This window comes from Streptomonospora halophila, assembly GCF_039542725.1.
GTDB lineage: Bacteria > Actinomycetota > Actinomycetes > Streptosporangiales > Streptosporangiaceae > Streptomonospora > Streptomonospora halophila.
Genome location: NZ_BAABIK010000005.1, coordinates 201,599 through 215,867, shown reverse-complemented (window position 1 = coordinate 215,867; position 14,269 = coordinate 201,599). Strand labels below are relative to the sequence as shown.

Annotated in this window: 15 protein-coding genes; 4 read left to right on the top strand and 11 right to left on the bottom strand. The window is 69.5% G+C overall.

Annotated features, from left to right (window positions below; all coding sequences use genetic code 11):
• Positions 1-3 precede the first annotated feature (3 nt).
• From ABEA15_RS06675 to ABEA15_RS06665, 3 genes are all read left to right on the top strand, one after another.
• Positions 4-2,148, top strand: a complete 2,145-nt coding sequence (locus ABEA15_RS06675) for a dipeptide ABC transporter ATP-binding protein (protein ID WP_344143335.1) — start codon at positions 4-6, stop codon at positions 2,146-2,148.
• A 77-nt stretch (positions 2,149-2,225) separates the two neighbouring features.
• Complete coding sequence (locus ABEA15_RS06670; RefSeq protein WP_345555881.1) at positions 2,226-3,944, top strand: ABC transporter family substrate-binding protein; 1,719 nt, start codon at positions 2,226-2,228, stop codon at positions 3,942-3,944.
• A gap of 445 nt (positions 3,945-4,389) precedes the next feature.
• Positions 4,390-5,028 carry a hypothetical protein gene (locus ABEA15_RS06665; protein ID WP_345555880.1) on the top strand — a complete coding sequence of 213 codons (639 nt, stop codon included), beginning with the start codon at positions 4,390-4,392 and terminating at the stop codon, positions 5,026-5,028.
• A gap of 34 nt (positions 5,029-5,062) precedes the next feature.
• On the opposite strand, the gene ABEA15_RS06660 is transcribed toward ABEA15_RS06665, so the two are convergent.
• A complete protein-coding gene (locus ABEA15_RS06660; RefSeq protein WP_344143332.1) occupies positions 5,063-5,299 on the bottom strand; it encodes a GntR family transcriptional regulator in 237 nt (78 codons plus the stop codon).
• 128 nt (positions 5,300-5,427) lie between these two features.
• Complete coding sequence (locus tag ABEA15_RS06655) at positions 5,428-5,697, bottom strand: GntR family transcriptional regulator (RefSeq protein WP_344143331.1); 270 nt, start codon at positions 5,695-5,697, stop codon at positions 5,428-5,430.
• 473 nt (positions 5,698-6,170) lie between these two features.
• On the opposite strand from ABEA15_RS06655, the gene ABEA15_RS06650 reads away from it, so the two are divergent.
• Complete coding sequence (locus tag ABEA15_RS06650; RefSeq protein ID WP_345555879.1) at positions 6,171-6,374, top strand: hypothetical protein; 204 nt, start codon at positions 6,171-6,173, stop codon at positions 6,372-6,374.
• A gap of 42 nt (positions 6,375-6,416) precedes the next feature.
• Here ABEA15_RS06650 and ABEA15_RS06645 read toward each other — a convergent pair whose 3' ends face one another.
• From ABEA15_RS06645 to ABEA15_RS06605, 9 genes are all read right to left on the bottom strand, one after another.
• Positions 6,417-7,220, bottom strand: coding sequence for a MerR family transcriptional regulator (locus ABEA15_RS06645; protein ID WP_345555901.1), 804 nt, complete (start codon positions 7,218-7,220; stop codon positions 6,417-6,419).
• A gap of 55 nt (positions 7,221-7,275) precedes the next feature.
• Positions 7,276-7,716: a hypothetical protein gene (locus tag ABEA15_RS06640; protein WP_345555878.1), complete on the bottom strand. Its 441-nt coding sequence runs from the start codon at positions 7,714-7,716 to the stop codon at positions 7,276-7,278.
• A gap of 300 nt (positions 7,717-8,016) precedes the next feature.
• Positions 8,017-9,678, bottom strand: a complete 1,662-nt coding sequence (locus tag ABEA15_RS06635; RefSeq protein ID WP_345555877.1) for a hypothetical protein — start codon at positions 9,676-9,678, stop codon at positions 8,017-8,019.
• Between the two features lie 366 nt (positions 9,679-10,044).
• Positions 10,045-10,839 (bottom strand): hypothetical protein, encoded by a 795-nt coding sequence (locus tag ABEA15_RS06630; RefSeq protein WP_345555876.1) that lies wholly within the window; start codon positions 10,837-10,839, stop codon positions 10,045-10,047.
• Between the two features lie 102 nt (positions 10,840-10,941).
• A complete protein-coding gene (locus tag ABEA15_RS06625) occupies positions 10,942-11,607 on the bottom strand; it encodes a C40 family peptidase (RefSeq protein ID WP_344143326.1) in 666 nt (221 codons plus the stop codon).
• A gap of 35 nt (positions 11,608-11,642) precedes the next feature.
• Positions 11,643-12,149, bottom strand: coding sequence for a hypothetical protein (locus ABEA15_RS06620; protein WP_345555875.1), 507 nt, complete (start codon positions 12,147-12,149; stop codon positions 11,643-11,645).
• A 62-nt stretch (positions 12,150-12,211) separates the two neighbouring features.
• Positions 12,212-13,267 carry an OmpA family protein gene (locus ABEA15_RS06615; protein ID WP_345555874.1) on the bottom strand — a complete coding sequence of 352 codons (1,056 nt, stop codon included), beginning with the start codon at positions 13,265-13,267 and terminating at the stop codon, positions 12,212-12,214.
• The gene (locus ABEA15_RS06610) at positions 13,264-13,962 is read right to left on the bottom strand and encodes a pilus assembly protein TadG-related protein (RefSeq protein ID WP_345555873.1); all 699 of its coding nucleotides are present in this window, start codon (positions 13,960-13,962) and stop codon (positions 13,264-13,266) included. Before ABEA15_RS06610 ends, ABEA15_RS06615 begins: the two co-directional genes overlap by 4 nt.
• 21 nt (positions 13,963-13,983) lie before the next feature.
• Positions 13,984-14,202, bottom strand: coding sequence for a hypothetical protein (locus tag ABEA15_RS06605; protein ID WP_345555871.1), 219 nt, complete (start codon positions 14,200-14,202; stop codon positions 13,984-13,986).
• Positions 14,203-14,269: the final 67 nt, after the last annotated feature.

Below are 14,269 nucleotides of genomic sequence, written 5' to 3'. Positions count from 1 at the left end.
GCCATGACCGCAACCAGTGGCACGGCCGCCCGGGAGCACGCCGAGGCGGCGCCCGGGCCGGACGGCGCCGAAGTCCCCGTGCTGCAGGTCCGCGACCTGCAGGTCGGCTTCCCCGGCGGGCGGGGCAACCCCGACGTCACCGCGGTCCGCGGTGTCAGCTACGAGGTCCGCCGCGGTGAGATCCTGGGCATCGTCGGCGAGTCCGGATCGGGCAAGTCGGTCTCGTCGATGGCCGCCATGGGACTGCTGCCCGACTATGCGCGGGTGAGCGGCTCGATCCGGCTGCACGGCGAGGAGCTGCTCGGGCTGGACGACCAGGCCATGTCGCGCAAGCGCGGCCGCGCCATCTCCATGGTCTTCCAGGACCCCCTCTCCGGCCTGACACCCGTCTACACCGTCGGCGACCAGGTCGCCGAGGCGGTGCGCGTGCACAACCCGCAGACCTCGCGCGCCGACGCCCAGAAGCGCGCCGTCGAACTGCTCACCCTCGTGGGCATCCCCGACGCCGAGCGCCGCCAGCGCGCCTTCCCGCACGAGTTCTCCGGCGGTATGCGCCAGCGGGTCATGATCGCGATCGCGATCGCCAACGACCCCGACGTGATCATCTGCGACGAGCCCACCACCGCGCTGGACGTCACCATCCAGGCCCAGATCCTGGAGGTGCTCAAGGCGGCCCAGCGCGAGACCGGCGCCGCCGTACTGATGATCACCCACGACCTGGGGGTGGTCGCCGGCCTGGTCGACCGCGTCCAGGTGATGTACGCGGGCCGGCTGGTCGAGACGGGCACCGTCGACGACGTCTACTACCGCACCCGCATGCCCTACACCATGGGCCTGCTGGGGTCGGTCCCGCGCCTGGACGAGGACGAGAAGGCCCCGCTCATCCCGATCAAGGGGAACCCGCCCAGTCTCACCGACATGCCGCCCGGCTGCCCCTTCGCGCCGCGCTGCCCGATCGCCACGAGCGAGTGCGACGCCGGCGAACCGCCGCTTGAGCGGGTCGGCGGCGAGGGCCACCGCGCCGCGTGCATCCGCGCCGGCGAGATCGAGGCCAACGAGTGGACGGCCCGCGACGTGTACCCGGTCAGCGAGATCGCGGAGAACCCGGTCGCGCAGGTGCCGCGCGAGGACCGCGAGACCGTGCTGCGCGTCGAGGACCTGGCCAAGCACCACCCGCTGATGCGCGGCGCGCTGTTCAAGCGGCGCGTGGGCACCGTCTTCGCGGTCGACGGCCTCAGCTTCGACATCCGCGAAGGCGAGACCCTGGGCCTGGTCGGCGAGTCCGGTTGCGGCAAGTCCAGCACGCTGATGGAGATCCTCAGCCTCGACGCGCCGCAGCAGGGCACGGTGGAGGTGCTCGGCAAGCGCTCGGGGCGGGTGTCCGGCCGCGAGCGCATGGCGGTGCGCCGCGACGTCCAGGTCGTCTTCCAGGACCCGATGAGCTCGCTGGACCCGCGCATGCGGGTGTTCGAGATCATCGCCGAACCGCTGCGCACCCACGGCTACTCCAAAGAGCGGATCCGCTCGCGGGTGATGGAGCTGATGGACCTGGTGCGGCTGGACCCCTCGGCCGTCACCCGCTCGCCCGCGGAGTTCTCCGGCGGCCAGCGGCAGCGCATCGGCATCGCCCGGGCACTGGCGCTGGAGCCGAAGCTGCTGGTGCTGGACGAGCCCGTCTCCGCTCTGGACGTCTCCATCCAGGCCGGCGTGGTCAACCTGCTGGAGGAGCTCAAGGTACGGCTGGGGCTCTCCTACCTGTTCGTGGCGCACGACCTCTCGGTGGTGCGCCACATCGCCGACCGCGTGGCCGTGATGTACCTCGGCAAGATCGTGGAGATCGGCGACGTCAAGTCGATCTACCGGCGGCCCACGCATCCCTACACCAAGGCGCTGCTGTCGGCCATCCCGCTGCCCGACCCGGAGAAGGAGCGGCGGCGCGAGCACGTCGTGCTCCAAGGCGATCTGCCCAACCCGGCCGACCCGCCGTCCGGGTGCCGGTTCCGCACGCGGTGCCAGAAGTTCGCCGTCCTCAGCGAGGAGGAGCGCACCGCCTGCCGCGAACGCGAGCCGGAACTGGAGCACCGGGTGGCGGGGGCGGCCGACCAGGCCGCCGCCTGCCACTACGCCGAGCCCGACGCGGTCCTCTGACCGTCCGCGGGACCGCACTGTACCGACCCACCGACCCACCGATCCCCCCGAACAGCAGCCCAGTGAGGAGAACCCCCGTGCGAATCAGACGCGCCGCCAAGGTCGGCGCCCCGCTCGTGGCTCTGGCCCTGATGGCCGGCGCCTGCGGCGGAGGCGGTGACGAGGGAAGCGAGAACAAGGAGACCCTCGCCGACATTCCCGCGATCGACATCAACAAGACGGACCGCTCGGAGCTGAAGGACGGCGGGACGTTCCACTGGGGCATCAACGAGTATCCGCCGCAGTACCAGGTCCACCACACGCAGGGCAACCTCGCCAACGCCGAACGCATCGCCTCCGCGGTGCTGCCCCAGGCGCACTACTTCGACAAGAGCGGCGAGCCCCACCCGGACAAGGACTACGTCCTCTCCAGCGAGATCAGCGAGGACGGCACCGAGCTCACCTTCGAGCTGAACCCGGACGCGGTCTGGTCCACCGGCGACTCCATCACCTGGGAGGACTACGCCGCCCAGGCGGAGACCGTCGGCGGGCACCGCGACAACACGGACAAGTTCGACATCGGTGACACGACCGGCTATGAGCGGATCACCGACGTCGAGAAGGGCGAGAGCAAGTTCGAGGTGGTCTTCACCTTCAAAAAGCCCTTCGCCGAGTGGCCCCGCCTCTTCGACGCCCTGTACCCCAAGCGGTACATGGAGGACCCGAAGAAGTTCAACGAGGCGTACAAGAAGGCCTTCCCGGTCACCGCCGGGCCGTTCGGCGACGTGGAGTTCGACGACACCGCCCAGACGGTCACGGTGAACCGCAATGAGGACTGGTGGGGAGACCCGGCGAAGCTGGACTCCATCGTCTACCACACCTACGGCAACGACGCGCTCGCCGGCGTGATGAACAACGGCGAGATCGACGGGTTCTACCTGGGGTACGACGCCGCCGCCTACGACCAGCTCAAGGATGCCGACGGCGTCCGGCTGACCAAGGCCATCGACAACGCCTACCGGCACATGACGTTCAACGGCGGCGAAGGGCGCCTCCTGTCGGACGTCAAGGTGCGCAATGCGCTGGTGCACGCGATCGACCGGTCGCAGATGGCCAAGGCGACCCTGAGCGGCGTCAACTGGACGACCGACCCGACGGTGAACCGGCTGCTGCGCTCCACCCAGACCGGCTTCCAGGACAACAGCGAGGGCTACGGGGAGTACGACCCCGAGAAGGCCGCCGAGATGCTGGACAAGGCCGGCTGGACCCAGGAGGCCGAGGGCAAGGTCCGCACCAAGGACGGCGAGAAGCTGCAGCTCGAGTGGGTCATCCCGTCCGATCTGCAGAACACCGCGGACGAGGCGGAGATCGCCAAGGCGCAGTTGAAGGAGGTGGGCGTCGGCGTCAACATCAAGACCGTGCCGATCAACTCCTTCTTCCCGGAGTACATCGTTCCGGGCAACTACGACGCCACGACCTTCGTGTACTCCAGCACCAACCCCTACGCCGGGTACTACGCGGAGAACTTCACGGGTCCGGTGGGTGAGACCGAGGACGGCGAGCCCAACTGGGGCAACAACCTGCACTTCTTCACCACCGACGAGATCAACGCGGCGTTCGAGGAGCTGTCGACGCTGACCGATCCCCAGGAGTACGCGGCCAAGGCCAACGAGATCGACCGGCTGCTCTGGGAGCAGAGCATGGCGGTGCCGCTCTTCCAGCGGCCCGGCCTCTACGCGGTCAGCCCCGACATCGCCAACTGGGGGGCCAACGGCCTGGCGTCGATCCACTACGAGGACATCGGCATCACCAAGTAGGCGAACAGACCGCCGAGCGGACCGCGAGGCGGCCGACCGGCAGGCCCGGGCGCTGCCCCCGACCATCCGATGGTCGGGGGCAGCGCCGTGTGCGGCCGCACGTCGGCGGAGGTGCGCGGAGCCGCGGTGCGGAGAGGCGGCGGACGCTGGATCCTGCGGGGGCCGGGGAGTCCGGGTTCCGGAGGTTCCGAAGGCAGGGGAGCCTGCCGATCTTCGCCGGGTTGGGTCTAGACTCGGGGGCCGCCGCACTGTGCGCCCGCTCGGCGCCGGCGGGTGACCCCTGCGCGGGGCGGCTCCCGGCCCGGCGGAGGTGACCGGCCGGGCGGCGGCCGGCGGGCCGAAGGGCGACCGGGTGATGGACCGGGCAGGCCCGGCCGCGCCCCGGGGCGGCGACCGGGCGTCGGACATCGAGCAGGAGAATCCAGCAGGGAACACGAGTCGGCGGATGCGGATCGGCGGAGAGGCGATGGTGGAGTTCATCCGGGCGTGGGTCATCGGCGCGGTGGCGTGGTTCATGCTGACCAACGTCGGGTCGCTCGTCTTCCAGCTGCTCGCCCCCGCCGAACACGTGGCCGGCTTCGGCTGGGCGCTGCTGTGGCTGGGCGCGATCGGCTTCGCCGCCTACTTCCTGTCCGTCGTCGCATCCGCCCTGGTCCACCGGGCCCCCGACCGCCACCGGTTCGGCCGCAACGCGCTCGCAGTCCTCGCCGCGCCGGTGGTCGGCACCGCCGTCGACACGGCGCGACTGCTCACCGGCACCGGGGTCAACTGGACGCTCTACCTCAGCTGGACGGCCGTCGCGCTGGCCGGTGCTGCCGCCGCCTTCCTGCTGATGCGGCGCCTGCAGGCCCCCGCGGTAGTCGAGTCGGCCACGGGCAACCGCGTCCGCGTCCCCCGCACCTACTGGGACCGCACCGACGCGGGCGCGGCCGAGCATGCAGCCGCCGGAGACGAGGCGTCCGAAGCCGAGGCGACCGGGTCCGACGAGCCCGGGTCGGGGGAGAGCGAGAGGCCCGGCGCCGAGAAGAACGCGGAACCCGAAGCCGCGGGCGAGTCCCAAGCAGAGGCCCCCGAGCCGAAGTAGCGCCCGCCGTTCACAGCCTCAATGGTCAGTACAGCTAGTCGGGTGCTTCCGTCGCCGTGACGAAGGACCCCATGCCGGGCGTGGTTACGACTCTGCCTTCGTCGCGCAGGGCCTTGATCGCCTTGCGCATCGTTATGCGGGCAACCTCGAACTCGCCTTCCAGCTGCACCTCGGAGAGCTTGTGGTGGGCTGGATACACGCCTTCGTCGATGCGTCGCCGGAGTACGTCGGCGATCTGCTGCCACTTCGGTCGCGTCGGATCGTATTGCACAGTCGAACTGTAGCCATCCAGACCAAATAGCTCATATATAGACATAGTCGCTCCTATATATGAACATCTATAGACAGGATGGGTTTCCTCGGCTACTTTCGACATCGAAAGACCCCGCGACCGCAGACTCAGCGGTCTCCGCTGACGTAGGCGCCCTTGCCGTTCACGATGCGCAGGTAGCCGAGATCGGCGAGATACGTCAACGACTTGCGAGCGGTTCCGCGGGCGATTCCGAACTCCTGGACAAGGCGTTCTATTCCAGGCACCACACGTTGAGGCTGGTACCGCCCGCTCTCGATCCTGGCCACCAGGATCGAGCAGAGCTGGAGGTAAACGGGATCCGGTGCCTCATGGTCGATCTCACTATCGGGACCGTAGCCCTGGGGAATCCGCGACATGGAATCACTTTAGATGGGCACGGATTGGCTCGTTATTCTGAGGTAAGCCATAGCTTGCTATGTCAAGGTTGAGGTATGGTCGGGCAGACAAGGCCCTCGCGACCGCGGCAACGGCCCGAGGGCGTGGCCACCAGCTATCTAGGAGCTGATGACATGACCGACCCTATCCAGCGTGTGCTGTGGCGCATAAGGGGCGCCCGGCCGACCGTCCCGATCCCTCGGTGCACTCCACCAGAACCGGCGGCCCGGCGGACTCCGCCACGCCTCGCTGCTCGGGCGCGGTCCTACGCTCCGGCGCCCGCGTCGCCCGTTGTGCCGTGCGCCCGCCACGCGCGGTCGGGGGCCGCCGCACGGATCCGCCCCTACGCAGCGTCCGCGCCGGCGCACATCCGGCCCGGCGAAATTTCCTGGCATGCGGAGTTCGGCGCGGAGTTCAGGCCGGTCCTCGAAGGCGCGCTCGCGGGGGCGGGGCGATGAGCGCGGACGGGGCCGATCCGGTGGTCCCCCGACAGCGTGACGGGTTCTCGCTGACCGAGCACGAACGGTCCGAGCTTCACGACCTGGTGGACGAACTCGTGTGCGCGACCGACGACAGGGTGTTCTGGCTGGGTGCGGTCCGCGAGACCGCGTTGGAGATCCAGCGGCGGCTGCGCGGCATGCTCGACCGCGCCGACTGAGCGGCCGGTGCGGGTGCAGGAGGTCCGGCCGCCCTGCTGCGGTCAGCGCGCGGGGGACCGGGCGGTCGCGGTGCCGGCGTCGGCGCCGGGGTCCCCAGCGGCCTCGGCGTCGGCCGGGCCGAAGATCTCGTCGAGCATCGGGCGCCCCTGCCTCGGCGCCCGGACCTCCAGGCTCACCGCGTCGTGTGCGAAGTGCAGCGCGAAGGAGAAGAAGGCGCAGCAGCGCTGTTCGGCGGCGGCGAGGTCGGCGACCTCGCCCGCGCGCTCCGCCGGGAGCACCGCGCGCAGTCCGCCCTCGATCTCTTCGCGCCGCGCGTCGGCCAGCACCGCCCGCCACCGGGCGATCCGCTCGCCCGTCGCGTCGGCGGACTCCAGCGAGCACGCCACGGCCGGCGCGCTTCCGCTCGGGTCGGAGCCGGGCCGCGGGGCGGACCGGGTGATGTAGTCGGTCACGTCGATCAGCTCGCAATCGGGGCCACAGGGGCCCGGGTCGTCGGGAAGCGCGTCGAGCCGGTCGAGGGCCCCGCACAAAGAGTCGGCGAAAAGCTCAAGCTCCGCCGCCTGTTTCCGGACCGCGGCCAGCCGTGCCGCGACGCTCGGCCGCAGGGACGCCTTGACCTGGGTGCATGCGCCGCCCCACCAGACATCGATGAGCCGGGCGATCTCCTCCAGCGGCAGGCCCAGCCGCTTGGCGGTGGTGATCAGGCGCAGGCGTTCCAGATCGGCGGTGTCGTAGACGCGATAGCCGGACCGGGTGCGCCGAGCGGGCAGGATGCCGCGCTCGTCGTAGTAGCGCAGCGTCGACGCCGCGACGCCGGTGCGCTCGGCCAGCTGTGATATCCGCATGGTCTGCACACTCGTGACGGTAGACCTTCGAGTCGGCTTCAAGGTCAAGTCCCTCTCAGGAATTTCGCGGTCGGCGGCTCCGTGCGGTGTGCGCGCGGAGCGAACGGGCCAGGGCACCGCCTGCCGCGGCTCCGGCGGCGATCATCGCGACGGCCGTGCCCAGGGTGATCCAGTCGACCGCCGAGGCGCCGTTCGAGGGGTGGGTGAGATGGGGGATCCGGGCCGCCCCTTCCAGCGGGACGCCGAAGGCGGGCAGCGCCCACACGGCGGCGGCGCGGCGGTTCCGGTCGGCTCGGCGTGCGCGCGGGTGGGCCAGGCCCGCGGCGAGGGCGACCAGGAGGTAGCCGGTCAGCGTGGTGAGCCCGACCCACGCCAGCCGCAGGGAGGGGACGTCGAGAGTCCCGAGCGGCAGCAGCCACAGGTGCAGCAGCGCGCTGGCGACGGCCCAGGCGAGCCACACGGCGGCGCCCGCCGTCCAGGAGCGGAGGAGGTCCATTGGTGTTCCTTGGGTGCTCGGTCGGCCTTGTACGGGGTGTGGTGGGGCTGAGGTGATGAGCGGGGCGCGCGGAAGCGCCGCGGTGCACTGTCCGGGTCGGGGATGGTGACGGCCGCGGCGCCGGTGCGGCCGGCTCAGCGGGCGATTCGACCGCCGGCGAGCCACACGGCGGCGGCAGCCGCCCAGGGGACGGAGCCTTCGGCACGATCGGGCGACGCTCGCCGGAGTCCATGCGGCGCCGGGCTCCGGGAGCTGAAGCGACGGGTGGAACGGGCGCGGGGTCGTCGTGCGGCATCAGCTTCACCCCGCGCATTCCTCGTAGGGGACGAGTTCGCGGCGCCCGTCCGGGCCGGGCGCGGCCAGGTAGCGCGCGCCGGTGGCCGTGCGGGTCACCGACTCCCATCCCGTGGCGCCGCCGAACGAGAGGCCGTTGAGCGTGGCGTCGGCGCTGAACTCGCGTCCGGCGGACCGGGTGGCGTAGCCGACGGCGCTGTAGCCGGCCTCGCGGTACAGCAGGCGGTCGAACTCGCCGACCTCCCCGCTGCCCGCCGCCTTCGGCGAGGCCGCGTCCTTGGGGCGGCCCGTGGTGGCCAGGAACGTCAGCGCCCTCAACGGCTCGCCGCCCGCGAGCCAGCGGCGGACCGTCGCGCGGTTCGCGTCGGTCACCTCCAGCCGGGCGGTGCCGACCACGCGCCCGCTCCCGTCGTCGGTGTTCGCCGTCTCGACGGCGACCTCGGTGAGCTCGCCGGTGCCGCGGTCGCGGGTGGTCGTCACCGAGGCGCGGGTGATCCGGTCGCGGGCGTCCCGCGGCCTGAGCACCGACGGGGGCATGAGCGGGCCCACGCCGCCCGACTCGGCGAAGCGGAACCCGACCGTCCGGGACACGGTGCCGCGCCGCTCGTCGACGGTGTCGGTGAGTGACGCGTCGCCTTCGGCTCCGGCGGAGACCAGGTGCAGCAGGCCGAGGTCGCTGGATACCCGGTCGCGGCCCGTCCCGGTTCCGTCCGCGGGGGCGGAGCCGCCCGGACGCGGGGTGCCGGCCGTCGCACCACCGGGGACGGCGGGGCGACCGGTCGCCGGACCGGCGGGGCGACCGGACTCGCCGCCGGCGGCCCGGCCGCGGTCGCGGTCGCGGTCGCGGTCGCGGACGCCCAGGCTCGCGCCCGCCTCGCCGGCCAGATGGAGTCCGGCGCTCAGCGACACCTCGCGGCGGTCCGGCGGCGGCAGGGCGCCCGTCGTCTCCGACCCGAAGAGGTCGCCTGCGGCCCCGACGATCCGGGACCCCAGCGCGTCGAAGGCGCCGCTTCCGCTGCCCAGGGTCTCCAGGTGTTCGGAGCGGGCGACCCGTTCGCGGAAGCGAGCTGCCTCGCGCTCGGTGGCGAACGTCCAGACGTGGGCGGCGGTCGCGCCGCCGTGCGCGCCGGCGCCCACGCCGACCCGGGCCTCGGCGAGGGAGCCCAGTTCGCCGCTCCAGTGCAGCGGGTTGGGCGCATCCGCGGTGGCGTGCAGGCCCCGGGTCAGCGAGACCTCAGCGGTGCCGTCGGAGTTGACGCGCTCGCCGATGCGTACGCTGCCGCTGGGACTGGCCACGACCGAGACACCCACCGACGCGCTGATCCGGTGCTCGTCGGTTGCGCAGCGCTTGGGCAGGAAGCCGTCCGCACTGCCGGGGCCGCTCGGGCACCCGCCGAGGTCCAGCGCGGTGCAGACGGCGCGGCGCACCTCGGTCAGGAGCCGCTGGCCGTAGTCGGTGGCGCCGACCAGGGCGACACCGAGGGTGCACGCCAGGAGGACGACGCCCGCGTACTCCAGGGCGGCCGCGCCGCGGTCGCCGGCGGCCCGAAGGCGGCGGGAGTGCGGATGGACGCGGAGCCGGAAGCGGGGTGCATCGAGGCGCTCCGCGAGGGCGGAGGGGCGGATAGTCGGGGGAGCGGGCGCAGGAGTGCGTACGCGAGCGGACAAAGGGAGCGGACGGCGGCGCGGTCGGGCAGCCATGGTCGGCCTCGCAACAAGGGCGTGGAAGCGGAGGGCGGCGCGAGGCGGGGCTGGGCGGCGTCGTCCGTGCTCGGGAGGCGGGCCACCGCTGCGGCGGCGTTCGGCGGCGGCACGGTACGCGCGGGGCGGCACCCGGGCGCGGAGGCGGGCGGGCGGGTCGGCGGCGGATATCGCGTGGGCGGCGGTAAGCGGTCGGCGGCCCGGTTGCGTGCGGCGGTTCGCTGAGCGCGGTGCCGGCGCCGTATCAGCAGGGGTCGTGGGACGCCGGGGGCCGGATCGGTGGGCTGGCGGGATCGGCGCGTGCGGCGATCGACGCACGCGCCATCGCCCGGATCAGTCTCCGGGCACGGTCACGGATGTGCCGTTGTTCCAGTTGCTCAGGGACAGCGCGAACCAGCGGGGCTGCAGGCCGGTGCGGTCGGGAGGCAGGCTCTGGTAATAGGCGACCGGGCGGTTTCCGGCGTCGACCCACAGCTCGACGTCGACCGCGGCCTCGCCCAGATTCATGGCGGTGAGCTCCGCGTAGTCCTGCCGGGCGTAGCCGGAGGCGTTCTCCTGCAGTTCGTCGATGTAGGCGGTGCCCTTCCAGTGGGCGACGGGTGCGCCGTCGACCTCGATCGCGTCGATGAGTCGCAGGTCGCTGCTGGTGGCGACCGTGGCGGTGATGTGCGAGCAGTTGGCGCCGCGTGCCGCGGCGACGTCCTCGGCGTACTCGGTGGGGACCACCGACTCGTCGACCGGCCAGAAGCCGCCGCCGCCTTCGGCGTGCAGTCCTTCGTCGGTCGCGACGGAACCGGCGGTCTGAGTCTGGGCGGGGGCGAGGTCCTGCTCGTCGAACTCGCGTCCGGGGACGAACTCCTGTTCCGGCGTGGATCGGGTGGCGCCGCCCTCGACGAGGTAGGTGCCCGATCCGTCGCCGTCGCAGCTCAGCCGTCCTCTGTTGACGGTCATCAGCCCGCTGCTGTCGAAGCTCAGCAGCCGCCAGGACGCGGACGCCCCGCCCTCCAGCGCCTCGGGCAGTACCTCCGCCAGTTCGGCGCGGTTCTCGGCGTCGCCGGGCGTGGGAACCGCCTCGGGGGAGGAAGGACCTCCGGAGGCGCCGACACACGCGGTCGTCAGCAGGACCACGGCACCGAGTGCGGCGGGAGCCGCGACCACTCGCCGGCAGAACGAACCACGGGTTGAACCACGGGTTGAACGCACCGTCACCACGTCACCGACCCTTCCGACTCACGCCTGCGGGACACGGGCTTGGCCCACCCAGAGGGACTCCCAATGCGGGTTGCCGAGAACCGGGACGACTTGGACAGGGTCGCCGGCGTGCACCATGTTGCCGCCGCCGATGTACATCCCGACGTGCGTGGGCGGTGGATACCCCGACATGGTGTGGAAGAAGATGAGGTCGCCCGGCTTGAGTCCGCTCTTGGGGACGTGCTGCAGAGCGCCGCTCTGATCCCATGTGGTCCGAGGGATCGAGACGCCCGCTTCGCGCCACGCCTCCTGCATCAGGGAGGAGCAGTCGTAGGACTGCCGCCCGGTCGCGCCCCAGTCGTAGGGCTTCCCCTGCTGGGCGAGCGCGAACTGGATCGCGACCTTGGCGCTGCCCTCGCCCTGGACCTCGCCGTTCCAGGTACTCGCCATGGGCGCCCAGGAGTACTCCTCGGGCTTCTCGGGGCGCTCGCGCTCGACCCAGGTCTCCTCGCCGCAGTCGGGACCTTCGACGCGGCAGACGTACTCACGGGTGGCGTCGTGGAGGGTGTCGCCGATCGAGGTGTTGGCGAGACCGATCACGACCACGGCGGCGACGGCGATCAGCGCCGCGCTCTCCAGGATCGACGCCCCGCGCTCACTCCCGCGCCCATGCAGCCGAGCGAGCAGCTTCCTCGGCACCGTCACCGCACCGACCTCCTCACGTCAGTGGAACCCGAACCTCACCCGACGGGAACGTCCTCAATAGGATCGAACCCCGGAATCTTCACGTCTACCGATTTCGTATTTTCCGGAATATAGTACATGGCCCAGTAATCCACCGATTCCCCCGGGCGCACGAACGGCGCGTATGGTGATCGGGGGGAGTAGCCGGAGCAACTGCAGTAGTCCTGCTCGTCCATGACCGGATTGTGGCGGACGTTCTGGTTCTCATCGAGGAGGGTCACTCCACTGAAAACGGGTTCCCGATAAATATAAGTGGGATTGCTGAACCAGTGATCGTGCATGTCCTCGTCGGTAGTGTTGGTTATCCTGACCGTAATGGTCGTGAATCCACTGGATTTGGATTGCTTGAGTTCGATGATTTCGGCCGACGCACTCGATATGTCATCGCTCTCGCCGTTGCTGGTGGCGCTCGCCAGGGGCGAGGAGACCCCCGGGGAAGGGGACGTTGAAGGAGTCGAAGGGTTCGCGGAAGCAGTCGGCGAGACCAGCAGGGAGGTAGCCATGAGTAGTGACAATGTCAGTGAAAGGGTCAGCGGTCGAACGACGGGTATGTGCATTACTGTTCCTATTTGGTGAACGTGATGGTGACACGCCGGTTCTTCTGCTTCCCCTCCTCGGTCTCGTTGGTGGCGATGGGTTGGTCCGACCCGTGCCCCTTTACATCGAACTCGATGCCGGACCTGCTGATCATGGAGGAAAGGGATTCTTCGACCGCCTGAGCCCGCTTTTGGGAAAGGGGGTCATTGATAGCATCGGTTCCGCTGTCGTCGGTGTGTCCGTCGATCCGCACCGTCTTCCCCGAGGCGCCGTCGATCTCGTTCGCCACTTGTTCGAGCGACTCTCGTGCCTCGTCGTCCAATACGGATTCGCCCACGGCGAACAGGACGTCCGTGGAGAGCGAGATGGCGACTTCGTCCCCTGTCTCCTGGCGAACGGTATCCTCTGACAAATCGTCTTCCAGTGAGCGGATATCCCAGATCCTTGGCGGGTCCAGCTTTCCAGAGGGCGGGTGCGCATTGTCTTTATCGCCGTCCGATACCGGTATGTCGAGGATCGGAGGAGCGATCGATGAGGTTAGTATCATCGATTCGACTTTCGCGGTGGGTGCGGGGAAGGCGATCCATCCGTTCAAGGATTCCCCACTGCTCAAACTGTTCTCGGTCCAGTTGCTGCAGTAGCATTCGCCGCTGGAGTGCAGGAGTGGGAGGTGTTTCTTTCGGCTTGCTCCATCGACGAGCGCGAAGGGCTGAGAATCTGCTGCGGCGTCCCCTTCGCGGGGAGGTTTGAGGGCGATGATGTTATCCGCAGAGCCCAGGTTGGTCATGGAGAAATCGAGGACCACGGTGTCGTTCTTCTGGCGTTTCAGGCTGTGAACGTCAAGGCGGAGATCTTCGCCTGCCTCTGTCGACGTCGTCGTGGTACTTGCGATGACAGGTTTCGCGGAGCCGTTTTGAGATGGCGATGACGTCGGCGAAGAAGAGTCGGGATGTTCTTGTCCGTCGGCGGCCCCGCCATCGCCGCCGCTGGTAACGCAGGATGTAAGGAGAAGTGCCAGTACTGCAAGTGCTCCCGGCAGAGCGTGCTTGAGTTTTATTCGCGATCGTGGCGCCTGTGCATTCATACTGGCCTGCCTCTCTGAGCCGGAGCGAATGCCAAGCCATCCCCTAGTGGCTGGTAGATGTACTGGCCTTCTTCGTCCGTCAGGCGTATGTCGAGCAATCGCTGTGCATGAGCGAAACTCTGGACCTGCTGTCCGTCGCAGGTCAGCCCGACGATTTCGCTTCCGCCGAATGCGTACTGGCAGTCGGGCATGACCACTTCGGCCGTCGCGGATGCGTTCCCGGCATGTGAGGATTCGCCTCCGGGGTCATCGTTCTCGCCGCAGGCGGCATCAGCCCAGTCCCGCGATCTGTCTTCCCGGAGTTCGCGCTGGCAGGCCGTGGTCTGGATCTCCACCCGCACGATGTTTCCGAGGTTTCCCTGACTGTCATCGCTAGCGCGTATGGCTTCGACCGTCGCCCCGTTCTCCTTTGCGTAGTGCTCTGCCGCTGCGCGCCCTTCGGCCGGATCGTAGAGCCTGCTATAGGGGATCTCGTCGTCTGCGAGCGACTGGGCCGCGTTGTTTCGGGCCACCCCTGCAGCGGCTAGTGCGGCGGCGTCGGCGGCTGTCTGGGCGTCGGTCCGAAGATTGTTGGCGTTTCCGAGGCGCACGAAAAGAAGAAGGATCGCGATCAACGATAGCGTCAAGCCGATCAGCATGAACAGGTTGGCCTGACCGCTATCAGCTCCTGCCGGCCCGGTCTTGTTGGTTGCCATGGGATATCTGATACAGGACGCCTATTCGGGGTTCAAGACTTCCTGAATTGACTCCTCGACCGTTGTGGGTATCTCGTTGAACACTTCAAGCTGCATTAGAGCAACGGCGACCCCGCCAACCAGGATGATCAACGCGGCATACTCCAGCATGCTCGCTCCTCTGTCTCCTCGGGGGACGGTGAGGCGACTGATGATCATTTCCCGTGTCTTCAGGTGCAGGGACACCAGCAGTTTGGCCATTCAGCCCTCCCGGAAGCGAACATGGGGATCTTGGTCCCCGGCGGTTGATATCAAGTTACGGGTGTCG

What these genes read in the sequence shown, in the direction of transcription:
- ABEA15_RS06675 (WP_344143335.1), top strand. Translation starts at nt 4, where the DNA reads ATGACCGCAACCAGTGGCACGGCCGCCCGGGAGCACGCCGAGGCGGCG.
- ABEA15_RS06665 (WP_345555880.1), top strand. Translation starts at nt 4,390, where the DNA reads ATGCGGATCGGCGGAGAGGCGATGGTGGAGTTCATCCGGGCGTGGGTC.
- ABEA15_RS06655 (WP_344143331.1), bottom strand. Translation starts at nt 5,697, where the DNA reads ATGTCGCGGATTCCCCAGGGCTACGGTCCCGATAGTGAGATCGACCAT.
- ABEA15_RS06650 (WP_345555879.1), top strand. Translation starts at nt 6,171, where the DNA reads ATGAGCGCGGACGGGGCCGATCCGGTGGTCCCCCGACAGCGTGACGGG.
- ABEA15_RS06645 (WP_345555901.1), bottom strand. Translation starts at nt 7,220, where the DNA reads ATGCGGATATCACAGCTGGCCGAGCGCACCGGCGTCGCGGCGTCGACG.
- ABEA15_RS06640 (WP_345555878.1), bottom strand. Translation starts at nt 7,716, where the DNA reads ATGGACCTCCTCCGCTCCTGGACGGCGGGCGCCGCCGTGTGGCTCGCC.
- ABEA15_RS06620 (WP_345555875.1), bottom strand. Translation starts at nt 12,149, where the DNA reads ATGGCTACCTCCCTGCTGGTCTCGCCGACTGCTTCCGCGAACCCTTCG.
- ABEA15_RS06615 (WP_345555874.1), bottom strand. Translation starts at nt 13,267, where the DNA reads ATGAATGCACAGGCGCCACGATCGCGAATAAAACTCAAGCACGCTCTG.
- ABEA15_RS06610 (WP_345555873.1), bottom strand. Translation starts at nt 13,962, where the DNA reads ATGGCAACCAACAAGACCGGGCCGGCAGGAGCTGATAGCGGTCAGGCC.
- ABEA15_RS06605 (WP_345555871.1), bottom strand. Translation starts at nt 14,202, where the DNA reads ATGGCCAAACTGCTGGTGTCCCTGCACCTGAAGACACGGGAAATGATC.